The following is a 16,633-nucleotide window of genomic DNA, read 5'->3' as shown; positions in this document are numbered from 1 at the left end:
ACACCATGTTTATCCAGCCCGTCCTCATCAGAAACTACATGTCCCCGCCAGCGGCCTGGGACGAACTACTCATTCTCCACGAGGCAAAGGTGTATACCTCCTCTCCCGGCCTGGTGCAGGTGTTCGGCCGCTTTATCGACGACGGCGCCGGCGGCGCGATTGCGGCGGCGATGGCTGTCAACGGCAAATACGGCTATGTGAACGCCACTGGCGGCTGGGTGCTCGAGCCGGCCCTGGAATACGCCTTTCCGTTCAGCGAAGGCCTCTCGCATTTTTGCGAAGGCGGCTTGTGGGGTTACCGCGGGCGCGATGGCAAGGTGGTCGTGCTGGCACGGTTCATGCGGGTCGAGCCGTTCCGGCATGGGCTCGCGGTCGTCGACGTCGAGGGCGGCAAATCGCGTTACATCGACAGCAGCGGCGGCTATGCGTTCGACGCCAGCTTCACGGCAGCCGGCTCGTTCAGTGCCGTCGGGCTGGCGCCCGCGCGCGGCACGTCCAGCAAATACGGCTACATCGACCGCACGGGCGCGTGGGCGATTGCGCCGCGCTTCCTGCTGCCGCTCGCATTTTCCGATGCGGGCGTGGCCCCGGCCGCCGAAAAAACGAAACAGTATGGACTGATCGACCGGCAAGGCAAATGGGTGCTCGAACCGTGTTACCAAAGGATCAGGGAATTCAACGACGACACGCTGGCCTTTTGCAGCGAGCGCTACGAACATGACGGTTATCTCGACACAAGCGGGGTACTGGTCATCCGCGACATGCGCAGTCTGTCGGCGCACATGCAATGCGGGATCGCGGTCGACTCGAACTACATCTGCATGACCGCACAAGGCAAGCTGGAATTTGACGTTCCCCTCGACTGGTGCGACGACTTCAATGAACATGCTTTCGCCGTCGCGCGCAGCGCCGACGGCAGCTCGGCCCCGGTGTGGGGCATCGCGCGGGCGGACGGCACATTTGCGGCGCCGCCAGCGGGCGCGGTCGAGCCAATCACCGTGCGCCACCGGCACATCGCCCCGTGCGAGGCTGGCACTGCGCTGGCCGCGTTCGTGGAACACGACCTTGGCGTCGTACTGCTCGACCGCGATGCGCGCGTGGTCTACCGCCTGCGTGCCGAAAACGGGCCGCAAGGCACATACGCGGCCTTGTACGACGCCGCCGGTGACCAGCTATGGCGAGGCGTACCGTTCCCGGCCCTGCGATCGCCCCGGCGGTTCTTTACCGCGCCGCCGGACAGCCTGCTCGCTGAACTGCCAGGCTTCGATGCGCTGCCCGGGCTGGCCGCCACGCTCGTGCAGGCGACAGAGGAGAAACTTCACAACGCCGGCGCACTGCTTGACCTCATCGACAACGGCGCATACGCTCCCGAGGCCACCTACAACAACGGGCACGACGACTATGAGCAGGAAGACGATGACCTCAGCCTGGACCACAAGGTGGCGCAAGCGGTGCGCTCGCGGCGGCGCATCTTCCGATCCTACCTGGACGAAGATGAACATGGGCGCTATCCATTTCTATTCGAAGAACGGATCGTCATGGTGCAAGCGGTGCGCACCCGCTTTGTCGCCATCCTGACTGCGCATTACGGCCCACCGGAGCGCGACCCGGACTATGCTGGCGAAGCGGCTACGGAGGATGCCACCGCCTGGTGCATCGCGCTCGCGCAACCGCTGGCGGGACCGGAATCGGCACGCCCGGAGTCGAACCAGCTGTGGCTGGGGCTCTCTTTGGTCCTCGATAATGGCGACGGCGATGCCTGGAACCACATCTGGCTGGTGTGCGCACCATCGAAAGAGACGCTCGAAGCCGCCCTCGCCGGCCGCGCCGTGGAAGCGCCCGGCGACGACGACCATCCTGCGCCGGATGACGGCATCGACTGGCTGGCGCGCGTGAGCGCCTCGCCCGATGCCATCGTCGGCATGCCGGGGGAACTGATCAACGACGCCATCGCCGATGCCGTCATCGAATCCGAGATCCGCGCGTACCCGTTCCTGCCGCCACGCCTGCAAACCCCAGCGCGGCTGGAGGCGCAGATCCGGCGCAACGCCAAGATCGCATCACGCATTCCGCCGGTGGTCATGAGCGCCGACGGACTGGCCTTGGCCCGCTCGCTGTATGCCGACGACGCCCGCTGGCTCCGTGCCGACAAGCGCAACTCCACCATCCCGACCAGGTTACATCGCGACTGCCTGGAGCATGTGTGGGGCTGCCGGCTCGACCAGCAGACCTGCCTGACCGCGGTCTGCAACGATGCCGACATTCGCAATGTGCCATGGCGGCTGCACAGCGAAGACATCGTCGAAATCGCGCTTTCCAGGGACGTTGACAATATCCGTTTCGTCGCCCCATCCGCGATCACGCCGCGCGTGGCCCGATTCATGGCCGGTCGGGGCGACGCCGCGCTCCTGGCACGCATCCCGCCAGCGTTGATGACCGAAGAATTGTGTGCGCAGGCGCTGCTGAAAGACGACAACGCCTTCTCCGGCGTGCCCGATGCACTGAAAGAAGCGGTCGTCAACCGTCTGATCAAGGGCGACGCAGATCGGGCCTCCGACGGCGGCAGCCGCTGGCAAACCCTGCGCGCCTGGAACCGCCTTTCCGCAGGCGATGCGGACGGAGCGATCGCGGCTGCGCAGCTCGCGATCGGCAACACCAGTCGGCCGGTGCACATGCACTACGTGCTTGCCAGCGCCTGGCGCCTCAAGGGTGACATGCAGCGCGCCGCGCTGGAAGCGGCCAAGGTGCTGTCGCTGCGCAGCGACTACACGCCGCAGTTCGGGAAAAACGCCAGCATCGCCTGGCTGCGCGTGCTGGCGCAAGGAGCGGCCAGCCAGGCCGACGACGCCACGCTGCTGCGCGAACTGGCCACGCAACCGCAGATGCTGGCAAAAATTCCCGGGCGGCGCATCACGCGGGTGATGGTCGACCTGGCCGTCAGCTTGGATGCCCGGGCCGTGCGCTTCGTACCGCGCCGCCTGATGACGACAGCGCTCTACGAACTGGCTCTCAGCCACGGACACAAGCGTTTCGAGCAGCTACCGGTCGCCATGATGAGCGAAGCGTTCTGCCTTGCAGCGGTGGAGAGACACGACTACGAACTCAAATTTGTTCCGCAGGAGCTGCGCACGCTCGCCCTGTGCATCGCATCGGTACGCAAACACTACTGGGTGATTGACCATGTTCCGGTGGCGCTGCAAGGCGCCGTCCGCGCCGCCCTGACAACAACCTGACTGCGCATACTTTAATGACAATCCAACCCACCCTTATCCGCAACTACTTTGCGCCACAAGGCCAGGAGCCCGACCTGCTGCTACTCCACGAGGGTCAGGTCCATGCGCCCGTTCCCGCCCTCGCCGACGTCCTTGGCGAATTCGTCGGCGACGGCCAGGGTGGCGGGATTGCCGCAGCGCTGGCAAGTGGCGGCGGGTCGGGATACATCGACGCACGCGGCGTCTGGGTCGTCGCGCCAACGCTCGACGACGCGCGCACCTTCAGCGCCGATGGCCCGGCACGTTTTTGCGACCAGGGGAAATGGGGCTACCTGGACGTACGCGGCAAGGTCGTGATCGACGCGCAGTACGCGCAGGGTGAGCCATTCCAGCATGGCCTGGCGGCGGTGCAGGTAGCCGCAGGAGCGTGGCGCTACATCGACACCAGCGGCAAGTTCGCCTTCGACGCCAGTTTTGCCCGCGCCGGTTTGTTCACCGCTGTCGGGCTGGCGGAAGCCAGCGTCACAGCCGGCCAGGTCGGCTACATCGACAGATCCGGAGCGTGGACAATTGCGCCGCGCTTTGCGTCGGCACAGCCGTTTTCACGCGATGGCGTGGCGCCGGCCAGCGAGGACGGTAAGCTGTTCGGCATCATCGACCGCAAAGGCGCATGGGTACTGGAACCGCGCTATGACAGGATCGACGACTTCAACGCCGACGGCCTGGCCTTTTTCAAGCACGGATGGAACGATGCAAGCTATCTCGACACCACAGGCGCACCGGTGATCGTGGCGTTCAACCGCCTGTCGGAGTCGATGTCCTGCGGGATCGCCATCGAATCGGCCCACACCTGCATGACGGCGGAGGGCAAACTGGCCTTCGACGCGGCCCTGCTGTGGTGCGGCGACTTCAACGAGCATGGCTTCGCAATCGCCTGTGCCCGGGCCGCCCCAAAAGACATTGATGCGGCGCCCGTGTGGGGCATTGCCCGAGCCGACGGCAGCTTTGCGCGGCCACCGGAAGATGTGCTCGAACCGCTGACCCAGGGCCGTTACCGCGATATCGCAACCCAGGAAGCGAACACCCCGCTGGTTGCCTTCCTCGCGCGCGACGCAAGCATCGCATTTCTCGACCGCGATGCGCGTGTGGCCTGGCGCCTGCGTGCCGAACCGGGTCCCGACGGTGCCCGCCCGGCGCTGTACGACGCTGCGGGCCGGTTGCTGTGGCACGGACAATCCGACTCCACGATTGCGCCGCCAGCGCTGTATTTTTCGGCCCCGCCCGAGTACCTGCTGGTCGACCTGCACGACCTCGGCGAGCTGGCCGGACTGGCCGACTCGATGGTGCTCGCAAGCGCCAACAAACTACGCAATATCGACGCGGCGCTGCAAGCACTCGCAAGCGGAGATGAGGACGAGGAAGATCACTGCACGCTTCCCGGCGACCGCGACGAGTACGGTGCCAACGTCAGTGCGGCCGACCAGCTGGAGAAATCCTTGCGCACGCGGCACCGCATCTTTCGCTCGTACCTTGACGAACACGAGCACGCGGCTTACGAATTTTTTGCTTCCACGCGGGGCGCCGTGATGGATGCCACGTACGCACGCTGCGTGGCGCGCCTGACGGAGCATCTGGGACCGTCAACGCGCAATCCCGGCTACGCCGGCAAGGCCGCTCCGCCCGACATCACGGCGTGGGGCGTCCCCATCACCCCGCCGCTGGCCGGGCTTGAGCCGGGGTCCAACCAGCTGCGGCTCGTGCTCTTCACGCAAGCTGGCTACGGTGACGGCGACGTGTGGCACAACATCTGGCTGGTCTGCGCGCCCTCGATAGAGACGCTGGCAGCAGCCCTTGGCGGGCGCATCCCGGCGTACCGTGCGGATGAGGACGTCGATGACGGCGAAGAGGAAGATGACGAGGACGGTGACGGCGGCGGTTCGCCGGCAGCTCCAGGCACCGACTGAATCGAATCCGTTATCGCATCTGCGGAAAAACTGAACGTCCATTTACAAAGAAGGCAGACCATCACATGATCGAACAACCAGTCCTCATCCGAAATCATTTGGTCGGACGGGGCGAAACATCCCATCTTCTGTTCATCAATAAGGGCCAGGTTATAGAACCGTCGCCCGCCGTGAGCGATATGCTGGCGTATTTCGAGGACGATGGCCATGGTGGTGGCATCGCGGCGGCACAAGCGGCCGATGGCAGTTTCGGTTACGTTGACACGCGCGGCGCCTGGATCGTGGCGCCCACGCTCGACAAGGCGCGCGCGTTTGGCGACAACGGCCTGGCGCGCTATTGCAGAGAAGGTCGCTGGGGCTATCTGGACGTGCGCGGGCAAACCGTCATCGCGCCACGCTACGAAGATGCGCAGGCCTTTTCGCAGGGACTGGCGGCCGTGCAGACCGGCGCGAATAAATGGATCTACATCGACGTCGGCGGGAACCCGGCATTCGAGTGCGCATTTCGCAGCGCCGGTCCTTTCACCGACACCGGACTGGCAGTAGCCAGTACCAAGCGCGATCTGTTCGGCTACATCGACAACACCGGCGCCTGGGCCATCGCGCCGCGCTTTGAGCGCGCGCTCGCCTTTGGTGCGCAAGGTGTGGCGCCGGCGTCGGAAGATGGCAAGCTGTTCGGACTGATCGACCGGCGCGGCAACTGGATCCTGCAGCCTTGTCACCGGCGCATCGATCCGTTCAACGAGGAAGGCCTGGCCTACTGCGAAGAGGCCGGGCAGGAATGGTACGACGGCGGCTACATCAACGTGCGTGGAGAGCACATCATCCGTAACCGGCGGCGCCTGTCGCCGGTGATGTCGCATGGGATCGCGGTGGAGGACGACAGTGGGTATGTCACCGCACAGGGCACGCTCGATGCTGGCTTGTACGTCAGTTGGGCGCAGACGTTCAACGACAGCGGCTTCGCCGTCGCGCGCTGCTCCGGCATGGTGCAAACGCCACAGGGGCCGGTCGACGCGAAATCGCGCTGGGGCATCATGCGCAGCGACGGCAGCTTTGCCCTGCCGCCAGCCGATGTACTTGAACCTGTGACCGGCGATGACCGCATGGTGGTGCCGGCCGAACTGGACACGCCGCTGGCCGCCTTTCTCGCCAGCGATGAAAGCGTCGCCCTGCTCGACCGCGATGCGCGCGTGGCCTACCGCATGTGCAAGAGTGGCGGGCCGCAGTCCTGGCATGCGACGCTCCATGACGCCGCTGGCGCGCTGCTCTGGCAAGGCGCTCCGCATCCCGCGCTGCGTGTCCCCTCTTTGTTTTTCCACCTGGACGCCGATGCGCCGCTCGATCAACTCGATAGCGCCGATCATCTGATCCCGTTCGCACAAGCGCTGATGGGTGAAACGGAGCGCAAACTGCACGACATCGCTACCTTGCTGCACGCGATCGACGATGACGACGCTGAGAACGACGACGACGAGGACGAGGACGAAGGAGATGACGACGACCTTGATCCCGCCCAGAAGCTGGCCAGGCTGGTCGGGACCACGCGGCGCATCTACCACGCCTATCTGGACGCGAACGTGAACGCCACGTTCGATTTTCTCTGTTTTGATCGCGAGGAGATGGCCGATGCGATGTACAGCCGCTGCATGGCGCTCCTCGATGCACACTTCGGCCCGGCCGACCCGGACCCCGACTTTCCGCCCGGGTCGACAGGCGAAGACTGGCCCGCATGGCAGGTGGCGTTGCGCCGTCCGCTGGCAGGGCCAGGGTCGGCCCGGCCGGAATCGAACCAGCTGTGGCTGGCCATCGATCTGGAGAGCGACAATGGCGATGGCGACGTCTGGCACATCATCCGTCTGACATGCAGCCCGTCCAAAGAGACGCTGGAAGCGGCACTGGCCGGACGACAGCCCGCAGCGCCAGTGGCCGCCGAGCCAGATCCTGCGCCGCAAACAGCGCAGGAATGGTTTGCCCGGTCGTATGGTGCGAAACACGCCATCAGGAACATGCCACGCGACCTGATCGACGCCGACGTTGCGGACTTCGCCGTCGACCTTGGCGCGGATGCCTTCGCCGAGCTGCCCCCTCACCTGCAAACGCCGGCCCGCCTGGAACGCGTCATCCGGCAGAGCGCGGAGCAGGCAGCGGACGTCCCCGGCTACTGCATGACGGCCGACGCGCTGGCCCTGGCGCGTTCGCTGTACGGCGACGATGAGGACTGGTGCCGCAGCGACAAGCGCAACTCGCAGGTTCCCACTACCTTCGACGCCTATTGCCTCGATGAGGTATGGGGTTGTCTGGTTGATCAACAATTTTGCCTGCATGCCTTGAGCGCAGACGCCTGTCTTGGCTCGGTGCCCCTGTGGCTGCGCAGTGAGGAGATGTACACCGGGGCCTCGTTTGGTTACAGCGATAATCTGCGTTACATTCCCCGCGCGTCGATCACGCCGGAGATGGTCTGGCGAATCCGCGCCAGCGATCTGGGAACGATTCCCGAGACGCTGCTTACGCCGGAGGTGTGCCAGTTCCGCACCTGGGAAGATCCGATGGCGCTGGCATTCCTGCCCGAAGCGCTGCGCACGCCCGCCCTGTGCCGCACAGCCGTCAAGAACGACACGCAGGCGTTATGCGGCGTGCCAGATGCGCTCAAGGAAGCGATCTGCTCGCAACTCATCGCCGAGCATGCGGGGCCGGGAACGAATGAAGAACGCGCTTGCCGCTGGCACGCGCTGCGCGCCTGGACGCGGCTGTGGAAAAGAGACTGGGACGGCGCCATCGGCGACGCGCTGCTGGCGATCAAGCATGTCGATGATCCCGCCCACATGCACTATGTTCTCGCCAGCGCTTACCGCGCCAGCGGACAGCCATTGCCAGCGGCGCGCGAGGCCGCCAAGGTGCTCGCATTATGGGATGTCTACGAACCCGAATTCGGCGACAAGACAGATGCGCAGTGGCTGCCATCGATCGCGCACACAGCGTTCAATGAGGCGAGCGAGGCGGAACTGCTGGAGGAACTGTACGCCAATCCACTGGTGTTGTCGCAGATACCCGGACGCCGCATTACAGCGGCGATGGTGGATGTGGCGGTGGGCGCCGACTCCAACGCCGTGGCGCATGTGCCGAAACGCCTGATGACGGCTGCCCTGTACGCCCTGGCGGTACGCACCCATAACAAACACGAAAGCCGGGTACCGCCCGCCTTCCGCAAGGGCGCCTGAGGTCAGCCGGCCCTGGCGCGCTTGCGCTTTTTAGGCGCCAGCATGCTGCCGGTGCAGGTGGGCGCGCCACAGCGGCATTCGAAGGCTTTTTTGACAGCCGGCGTATGCCGCTCTTCGTAGATCAGCGCGTAGTTGTATTTGAGTTCTTCGTCGCGCATGATCGGATGCAGCGCGTAGATGAACACCCTGCCCTCGTCTTCCTGCGCTTCGCAATTCGGTTCGCAGGCGTGATTGATGAAGCGCGAATCGTTGCCGCCACGGCCACCGTCGATGACCATGCCGTCGGCCAGCGAAAAGAAGAACGTGTGGTTGACAGGCCCGCCGCCGGCGTCGGCGCGGACCGCCGATTCGTCAGACGTGATGCGCTCGCCCGTGTATTCGGCGATCTGCTCGCCCGGCTCGATGTCGCGCGTGGCAAATACGCCGTTGCCGTGGATAGTGGAGCGGCGTACTTCGTAGCAGGCTGGCTCGGTTTGAATGGATTGGGAGGGTGTACTGTTCATCCGCCTATTTTACTGCGCTTGCCACCCGCCCCCCAATGCCTGAATCAACGAAATCGCGGTGCTCTGGCGGTCGCCCTGCGCCTGCACCAGCGCGCGCCGCGCCGACAGCGCGCTGGCCTGGGCCTGCACCACTTCGCTGTAGCTCACCTGCCCCGCCTTGTAGCGATTGAGGATCTGCGCCTCGACCTGGTCGGCCGAGTCGGATGCCTCGCGGCGCAGCACCAGTTGCTGCGCCAGCACGCGCGTGGCGGAGAGCTGGTTTTCCACGTCGCCGAAGGCATCGAGCACCGTCTGGCGGTAGCGCGCCACCGCCGCCTGCTGGCTGGCTTCGGCCCCGGCCACGCTGGCGCGCGTGGCGCCAGCGTTGAACAGGGTTTGCACCGCGCTCAAGCCGAACGACCAGAGCGCGCTCGAGGCGCTGAACAGGTCCGATACGCGGCTGCCGCTGTTGCCCACCGACGCGCTCAAGCCGATGTTCGGATAGTAGGCCGAGCGCGCAATGCCGATCTGCTCATTGGCCGAGGCCACGCGCCGTTCGGCGGCGGCGATGTCGGGCCGGCGCTGCAACAGCGCCGACGGCACGCCGACCGGAATCTCGGGCACAAACGCTTGCCACGGTGCGCTCGCCAGGCTGAAGTCGGCCGGGGCCTTGCCCAGCAAGACGGCGATGGCGTGTTCGAACTGGGCCCGCTGGCGCGCCAGCGACAAGGCGTCGATGCGAGCGTTGGACAATTGCGTCTGCGCCTGCAGCACGTCGGACTTGGTGGCGATGCCGGCGTCGAAGCGGTTGCCGGTGATCTGCAGCACGCGCTGGTAGCCTTCGATGGTGGTGGCCAGCAGCGCCGCCTGGGCGTCGGTCTGGCGCACCACGAAATAGTTGGCCGCCAGTTCGCCCTGGGCCGACAGGCGCGCCGACGCCAGGTCGGCGGCGCTGGCCTGGGCGTTGGCGCTGGCCGCGCCCACGCTGGCGCGCAGCCGGCCCCACAGGTCGGGTTCCCAGCTGGTGCCGATGTTGAGGCGGTAGTTATTGTCCGCGCCGGCATTGCGCGTGCCCGAGCGCTCGCCGCTGGTACTGAGCGACACGCTCGGGAACAGCGCGGCGCGCTGCTGCGCTACCTGCGAACGGGCTTGCGCGTACGAGGCTACGGCGGCGGCGACGTTCTGGTTCGATACCTCCACTTGCGCGGCCAATTCGTTCAGGACCGGATCGTTGAACAGCATCCACCACGGGCCGCGGTCAAGCGCATCGGCCGGGGCGGCAGGCGACCAGCCCTGCGCCTCCTTGAAAGCAAGCGGTTCGGGCGTGGTGGGCTTGACGTATGCCGGGCCGACGGCGCAGCCGCCGAGCAAAAAGAAGGCCAGCGGCAGAAGATGAAGAAGCGGACGAAGGAGCGGAATGGCGCGCATAGGATTACTCATTGTGGATTAGGTGAGGCAGCGTTGTCGGCGTGATGGCCAAGCTGGCGCTCGGCGGGACTGCGCCGGCGCAGCTTGTCCATCACGACATAGACGACGGGGGTGGTGAGCAGGGTCAGGACCTGGCTGGCGATCAGGCCGCCGATGATGGCGATGCCGAGCGGGCGGCGCAGCTCGGAGCCTTCGCCGAAGCCGATTGCCAGCGGCAAGGCGCCCAGTGCGGCGGCCAGGGTCGTCATCAAGATCGGGCGAAAGCGCAGCAGGCAGGCTTCGCGCACCGCTTCCAATGGAGACAGGCCGCGCGTGCGCTCGGCTTCGAGTGCAAAGTCGATGATCAGGATCGCATTCTTTTTCACGATCCCGATCAGCAGGAACACGCCGATCAGGGCGATGATCGAAAATTCCATCTTGAACAGCAGCAGGGCCAGCACAGCGCCCACGCCGGCCGACGGCAGGGTCGAGAGCACCGTGATCGGGTGCACCAGGCTTTCGTACAGGATGCCGAGCACGATGTAGATGACAACGATGGCCGCCGCGATCAGCATCGGCTGTTCCTTGTTCGACTCGTCGGCCGCGCGCGCCGTGCCCTGGAAGCTGCCGCGCACATTGTTCGGCATGCCGATGTCGGCCTCCGCCTGCTTGACGGCGGCCTGTCCGTCGGCCAGGTTGCTGCCCTGCGCCAGGTTGAACGACACCGTCGTCGCCAGTTCGCCATCCTGGTGGTTGACCGAGGTCGGGGTCGAGCTTTCGGCAAAGCTGGCGATCGCCGACAGCGGCACCATGGTGGTTGCCGCGCTGCTCAGGGCTTGCCCGCTGGACGGGTCGCGCGCGGCCGTGGTGTTGGCCGGCGTGGCGGCGCCGCCGGCGCTGGACGTGCCGCGCGAAGGCACGTACACATCGTTCAATGCTTCGGGCGACTGCTGGTACTGCTTTGCCACGCCCATGATCACGCTGTACTGGTTCAGTTCATCGTAGATGGTGGTGACCTGGCGTTGGCCGAAGGCGCTGTAGAGCGCATTGTCGACGTCGCGCGGGTTGATGCCGAGGCGCGCGGCGCTGTCCTTGTCGATCTGGACGAACATTTCGACGCCGTTTTCGGCCTGGTCGGTGTCCACATCGACCAGCGGCGCTTGCCGCTTCATGGCATCGGCCAGCTTGCCGGCCCATAGTTTGAGGTCGGCGCGGTTGTCGCTCTTTAAGGTGTACTGGTAGGTCGAGTTGGACTGGCGCCCGCCCATGCGCAGGTCCTGCACCGGGTTGAGGAACATCGACACGCCGGTCACCTTGGCCAGTTGCGGACGCAGGCGCGCGATCACGGCTTGCCCGCCATCGCTGCGTTCGGACACCGGTTTGAGGTTGATGAACATGAAGCCGCCCCCTGCCCGCCCGCCGCCGGTAAAGCCGACCACCGTGGCCACCGCAGGGTCGCGCCGGATGATATCGACCAGTTGTTTCAATTTCGCCTGCATGGCCTGGAACGAGATGCTCTGGTCGGCGCGCAGGCCGCCGCTGATCTGGCCCGTGTCCTGCTGCGGAAAGAAGCCTTTCGGCGCGGCGGAAAACAGGTACACATTGAGGCCGATCACGAACACGAAGATCAGCATCACCAGCGCAATGCTGTCCAATGCCCAGTCGAGCGAGTGTTCGTACGCTTTGTGGATGCGGTCGAAACCGCGTTCGGCCCAGCGCGCAAGGCGGCCCGGCTGGCGCTCGATGTCGGTCGGCTTGAGCAGCCAGGCGCACATCATCGGCGTGGTGGTGAGCGAAATGACCAGCGAAATCATCACCGCCGCCGACAAGGTCACGGCGAACTCGCGGAACAGGCGGCCGACTTGCCCGCCCATGAACAGCAGCGGGATGAACACGGCCACCAGCGACAGGCTGATCGAGAGCACCGTAAAGCCCACTTCGCGCGCGCCCAGCAGCGCCGCCTGCATGCGGTCCATGCCGTTTTCGATGTGGCGCGCGGTGTTCTCCAGCACCACGATGGCGTCGTCGACCACGAAGCCGGTGGCCACGGTCAGCGCCATCAGCGACAGGTTGTTCAGGGAAAAACCGAGCATGTACATCACGCCGAAGGTGCCGAGCAGCGACACCACGGTGGCCACCGCCGGGATGATGGTGGCGCGCACGCTGCGCAGGAACAGGCTGACCACCAGCACCACCAGCAGAATCGAGATCATCAGGGTCAGCTCGATTTCGGCCAGCGACGAGCGGATCGAGTTGGTGCTGTCGGACGCCACTTCCAGCTTCACGTCCTGCGGCAGTTGCGCCTGGAGCATTGGCACCAGGGCGCGCACCCCGTCCACCGTTTCGATGACGTTGGCGCCGGGCTGGCGCGTGATCAGCACGATCACCGCCGGCTGGCCGTTGAACAGGCCGAGCGTATTGACGTTTTCGACGCCGTCGATCACTTCCGCCACGTCGTCCAGGCGCACGGCGGCGCCGTTGCGCCAGGCGACCACCAGGCTGCGGTAGTCGGCCGCGCTGCGCCCGCCGGTGGCGGTGCTGGCCTGCGAGTAGATCTGCAGGCGCATGCCGTTGCCTTCGATGGCGCCCTTGGGCCGGTTGGCGTTGGTCGACTGGATCGCGGCGCGCACGTCCTCGGTCGAGATACCGTAGCGATTGAGCGCGTATGGCAGCAATTCGACGCGCACGGCCGGCAGCGAGCCGCCGCCGATTTCCACGTCGCCCACGCCCTGCACCTGCGCCAGCTTCTGCTGCACCAGGTTCGATACCGACTCGAAGATCTGGCCGGGCGACTTGGTCTTGGAAGTCAATGCCAGGATGATGATGGGCGCGTCGGACGGATTGGCCTTGCGGTAGGTCGGGTTGCTCTTGAGCGTGGACGGCAGGTCGGCGCGCGCGGCGCTGATCGCCGCCTGCACTTCGCGCGCAGCCGAATCGATCTTGCGGTTCAAGTCGAACTGCAGGCTAACCCGGGTCGAGCCGCTGCCGCTCGACGAGGTCATTTCGTTCACGCCCGAGATCACGCCGAGGCGACGCTCGAGCGGCGTCGCCACGCTGGTGGACATGGTGTCGGGACTGGCGCCCGGCAGCGACGCGCTTACCGAGATGGTCGGGAAATCCACCTGCGGCAGCGGCGAGACCGGCAGCACGAAGAACGCGCCGATGCCGGCCAGCGCAATGCCCAGCGTGAGCAGGACGGTGGCGATCGGGCGCCGGACAAAAGGCTCGGACAGGTTCACTTGGCAACCTCGCCCGCGGCAACGACGTCTTTACGCGACCAGCGCCGCGCCAGGCTGTCGAAGCCGAGGTAAATGACCGGCGTCGTAAACAGCGTGAGCAGCTGGCTGACGATCAGGCCACCGAAGATGGCCAGGCCGAGTGGGCGGCGCAACTCGGCGCCTTCGCCCCAGCCCAGCATGAGCGGCACCGCCGCGAACAGCGCGGCCAGGGTCGTCATCAGGATCGGGCGAAAGCGCAGCAATGCGGCCTGCTGGATCGCCTCGCGCGGGGCCATGCCCTTCTCGCGTTCAGCCTCGATGGCGAAGTCGATCATCATGATGGCGTTCTTCTTGACGATGCCGATCAGGAGAATGATGCCGATGATGCCGATCACGCCCAGATCCTGCCCGCTGATCATCAGCGCCAGCAGCGCGCCCACGCCGGCCGACGGCAGGGTCGACAAAATCGTCAGCGGATGCACATAGCTTTCGTACAGCACGCCGAGCACGATGTAGACGCATACCACCGCCGCCAGGATCAGCCACAGCTGGTTCGACAGCGACGCCTGGTAGGCGCCGGCGGCACCGAGGAAGGTCATGCTGACCGACGCCGGCAGCTTGATTTCCAGCGCGGCGGCGCGGATCGCCTCGACCGACTGGCCGAGCGAGACGCCCGGCGCGGTATCGAAACCGATGGTGGTGGCCGGGTATTGTGCCACGTGGGTGATCTGCAGCGGCGCCGGCTGCTCGGTGATGCTTGCCACCGCCGACAACGGCGTGGTCTTGCCGGAGCCGGTCTTGATCGGCAACTGGCCCAGGCTGGCGATCGACATCTGCGCGTCTCGCTGCGCTTCCAGGATCACGCGGTACTGGTTGGTCTCGGTGAAGATGGTCGAGACGATGCGCTGGCCGTAGGCGCTGTACAGAGCGTCGTCGATCGAGGCGGCGGTGACCGACAGGCGCGAGGCCGTGTCGCGGTCGATGCTCACGAACGCCGAGGTGCCGGTGGCGCCGGCGTCGGTGACCACATTGGTCACCTGCTTGTTCTGCTGGAGGTGCTTGACCAGGGCTGCTGCCCACTGGCTGACGGTGGCGCTGTCGGCGCCCTCGAGCGAAACGCGGTACAGGGTCGGGCCGCTTTCGGCGTCGATGGTCAGGTCCTGGGTCGGTTGCAGGTACAGCGTGACGCCCGCCACATCGGCCACGCGGCGGCGCAGGCGCTCCATGATCTCGGCCTGGCTGGACGCCTTGTCGTGTTTCAGGTTGATCAGCATGCGGCCGGTGTGCAGCATGGTGTTGTTGGCCGCATCGACGCCCACATTGGAGCTGAGCGACTCGACATCGGGATCGGCCAGGATCGCCTTGCCGGCCGCTTGCTGCAGTTCGGCCATGCGGTCGTACGAAATCGACTGGCGCATCTCCACCCGCGCCTGGAGTTGGCCGGTATCCTGGGTCGGGAACAGACCCTTGGGAATCAGGATGTACAGCACGGCCGTGAGCACCAGGGTGGCCAGGGCGACCAGCAAGGTCAATCCCTGGCGCGCCAGCACCCAGTTCAGGGCATGGTCGTAGCGCACGATCACGCGCTCGAAAAACGCCTGGGTGCGTTGCGCCATGCGCCCCGGCTTTTCGTCTTCATGGCTGCGCAGCCAGCGTGCCGACATCATCGGCACCAGGGTCAAGGACACCACGCCCGATATCAGAATGGTGATCGCCAGCGTGATGGCGAACTCTCGGAACAGGCGCCCCACCACGTCGCCCATGAACAGCAGCGGAATGAGCACGGCGATCAGCGACACCGTCAGCGAGATGATGGTAAAGCCGATCTGCGCGGCGCCCTTGACGGCGGCCGCCATCGGCGTTTCGCCTTCTTCGATGTAGCGCGCGATGTTTTCGATCATGACGATGGCGTCATCGACCACGAAACCGGTGGCAATCGTCAGCGCCATCAGGGACAGGTTATTCAGGCTGTAGCCGAGCAGGTACATGGCCCCGCAGGTGCCGATCAGCGAGATCGGCACGGCCAGGCTGGCAATGACCGTGGCGCGCACGCTGTGCAAAAAGGCGAAAATGACCAGCACCACCAGCGCCACGGCCAGCAGCAGTTCGAGTTCGACGTGGGTGACCGAGGCGCGGATGCCGGTGGTGCGGTCCGACAGCACGTCGAGCCGCAGCGCGCCGGGCAGGCTCGCTTGCAGTTCGGGCAGGCGCGCCTTGATGGCGTCGACCGTGGCGATGACGTTGGCGCCGGGCTGGCGCTGCACGTTCAGGATAATGGCCGGCTTCATGTTGGCCCACGCGCCCAGTTTCACGTTTTCGGCGCTGTCGACCACCCTGGCCACGTCCGACAGGCGCACCGGCGCGCCATTGCGGTAGGCGACGATCAGTTTTTCGTAATCGGGCACGGTCAGGAGCTGGTCGTTGGCGTTGATCGCGTAAGAGCGCGTGGGACCGTCGAAGTTGCCCTTGGCGCTGTTGGCGTTGGCGCCCGAAATCGCACTGCGCAAGGTGTCCAGCCCGAGGCCGTAGGTTGCCAGCGCGCCGGTATCGGCCTGGATGCGCACCGCCGGCCGCTGTCCGCCGCTCAGGGTGACCAGGCCCACGCCCGACACCTGGCTGATTTTCAGCGCCAGGCGCGTGTTGACCAGGTTCTGCACCTCGGTCAGCGGCACCGTGTCCGACGTGATGGCAAGCGTGAGCACCGGCGCGTCGGCCGGATTGACCTTGGCGTACACCGGCGGCGCCGGCAGGTCGGCCGGCAGCAGCGAGCCGCCGGCGTTAATGGCCGCCTGCACCTCCTGCTCGGCCACGTCGAGCGTTTGCCCAAGGCCGAACTGCAGGGTAACGATGGACACGCCCGAGGCGCTGGTGGAACTCATGCGCTGCAAGCCGGACATCTGGCCGAAGCGGCGTTCCAGCGGCGCCGTGACGGTGCGCGCCATCACTTCGGGACTGGCGCCGGGGTACAGGGTCTGCACCTGGATGGTGGGGAAGTCGACCTGCGGCAGCGCCGACAGCGGCAGGAACTTGAAGCCGACAAAACCGGCCAGCACGATCGCCAGCATCAGCAGCGACGTGGCGACCGGGCGGGCGATAAACGGGGCTGAAGGATTCATCGCGCGCCCCTCG

At 65.8% G+C, this 16,633-nt stretch carries 7 protein-coding genes; 3 read left to right on the top strand and 4 right to left on the bottom strand.

The window, feature by feature from the left end:
* Positions 1-38: 38 nt before the first annotated feature.
* The 3 genes from F2P46_RS07065 to F2P46_RS07055 all read left to right on the top strand — a co-directional run bounded on the left by F2P46_RS07065 (position 39) and on the right by F2P46_RS07055 (position 8,397).
* Positions 39-3,233: a WG repeat-containing protein gene (locus F2P46_RS07065; protein WP_166886709.1), complete on the top strand. Its 3,195-nt coding sequence runs from the start codon at positions 39-41 to the stop codon at positions 3,231-3,233.
* A 14-nt stretch (positions 3,234-3,247) separates the two neighbouring features.
* The gene (locus F2P46_RS07060) at positions 3,248-5,176 is read left to right on the top strand and encodes a WG repeat-containing protein (protein WP_166886706.1); all 1,929 of its coding nucleotides are present in this window, start codon (positions 3,248-3,250) and stop codon (positions 5,174-5,176) included.
* Between the two features lie 179 nt (positions 5,177-5,355).
* Positions 5,356-8,397: a WG repeat-containing protein gene (locus tag F2P46_RS07055; protein WP_229509142.1), complete on the top strand. Its 3,042-nt coding sequence runs from the start codon at positions 5,356-5,358 to the stop codon at positions 8,395-8,397.
* A 2-nt stretch (positions 8,398-8,399) separates the two neighbouring features.
* Here F2P46_RS07055 and F2P46_RS07050 read toward each other — a convergent pair whose 3' ends face one another.
* From F2P46_RS07050 to F2P46_RS07035, 4 genes are read right to left on the bottom strand one after another with little or no spacing between them, the layout of a single operon-like run.
* Entirely contained in the window at positions 8,400-8,900 is a 501-nt protein-coding gene (locus F2P46_RS07050; RefSeq protein WP_166886700.1) for an SET domain-containing protein, read from the bottom strand.
* A gap of 9 nt (positions 8,901-8,909) precedes the next feature.
* Positions 8,910-10,307, bottom strand: coding sequence for an efflux transporter outer membrane subunit (locus F2P46_RS07045; RefSeq protein ID WP_208296533.1), 1,398 nt, complete (start codon positions 10,305-10,307; stop codon positions 8,910-8,912).
* A gap of 8 nt (positions 10,308-10,315) precedes the next feature.
* A complete protein-coding gene (locus F2P46_RS07040; RefSeq protein WP_166886695.1) occupies positions 10,316-13,525 on the bottom strand; it encodes an efflux RND transporter permease subunit in 3,210 nt (1,069 codons plus the stop codon).
* Positions 13,522-16,620 carry an efflux RND transporter permease subunit gene (locus F2P46_RS07035; RefSeq protein WP_166886692.1) on the bottom strand — a complete coding sequence of 1,033 codons (3,099 nt, stop codon included), beginning with the start codon at positions 16,618-16,620 and terminating at the stop codon, positions 13,522-13,524. Before F2P46_RS07035 ends, F2P46_RS07040 begins: the two co-directional genes overlap by 4 nt.
* Between the last annotated feature and the right edge of the window lie 13 nt (positions 16,621-16,633).

Origin of the sequence: Massilia sp. CCM 8734 (genome assembly GCF_011682155.1) — a bacterium.
Lineage (GTDB): Bacteria > Pseudomonadota > Gammaproteobacteria > Burkholderiales > Burkholderiaceae_D > Telluria_A > Telluria_A rubra.
This window is presented reverse-complemented; position numbering and strand designations above follow the sequence as displayed.

What these genes read in the sequence shown, in the direction of transcription:
- F2P46_RS07065 (WP_166886709.1), top strand. Translation starts at nt 39, where the DNA reads ATGTCCCCGCCAGCGGCCTGGGACGAACTACTCATTCTCCACGAGGCA.
- F2P46_RS07055 (WP_229509142.1), top strand. Translation starts at nt 5,356, where the DNA reads ATGCTGGCGTATTTCGAGGACGATGGCCATGGTGGTGGCATCGCGGCG.
- F2P46_RS07050 (WP_166886700.1), bottom strand. Translation starts at nt 8,900, where the DNA reads ATGAACAGTACACCCTCCCAATCCATTCAAACCGAGCCAGCCTGCTAC.
- F2P46_RS07035 (WP_166886692.1), bottom strand. Translation starts at nt 16,620, where the DNA reads ATGAATCCTTCAGCCCCGTTTATCGCCCGCCCGGTCGCCACGTCGCTG.
- F2P46_RS07060 (WP_166886706.1), top strand. Translation starts at nt 3,248, where the DNA reads ATGACAATCCAACCCACCCTTATCCGCAACTACTTTGCGCCACAAGGC.
- F2P46_RS07045 (WP_208296533.1), bottom strand. Translation starts at nt 10,307, where the DNA reads ATGCGCGCCATTCCGCTCCTTCGTCCGCTTCTTCATCTTCTGCCGCTG.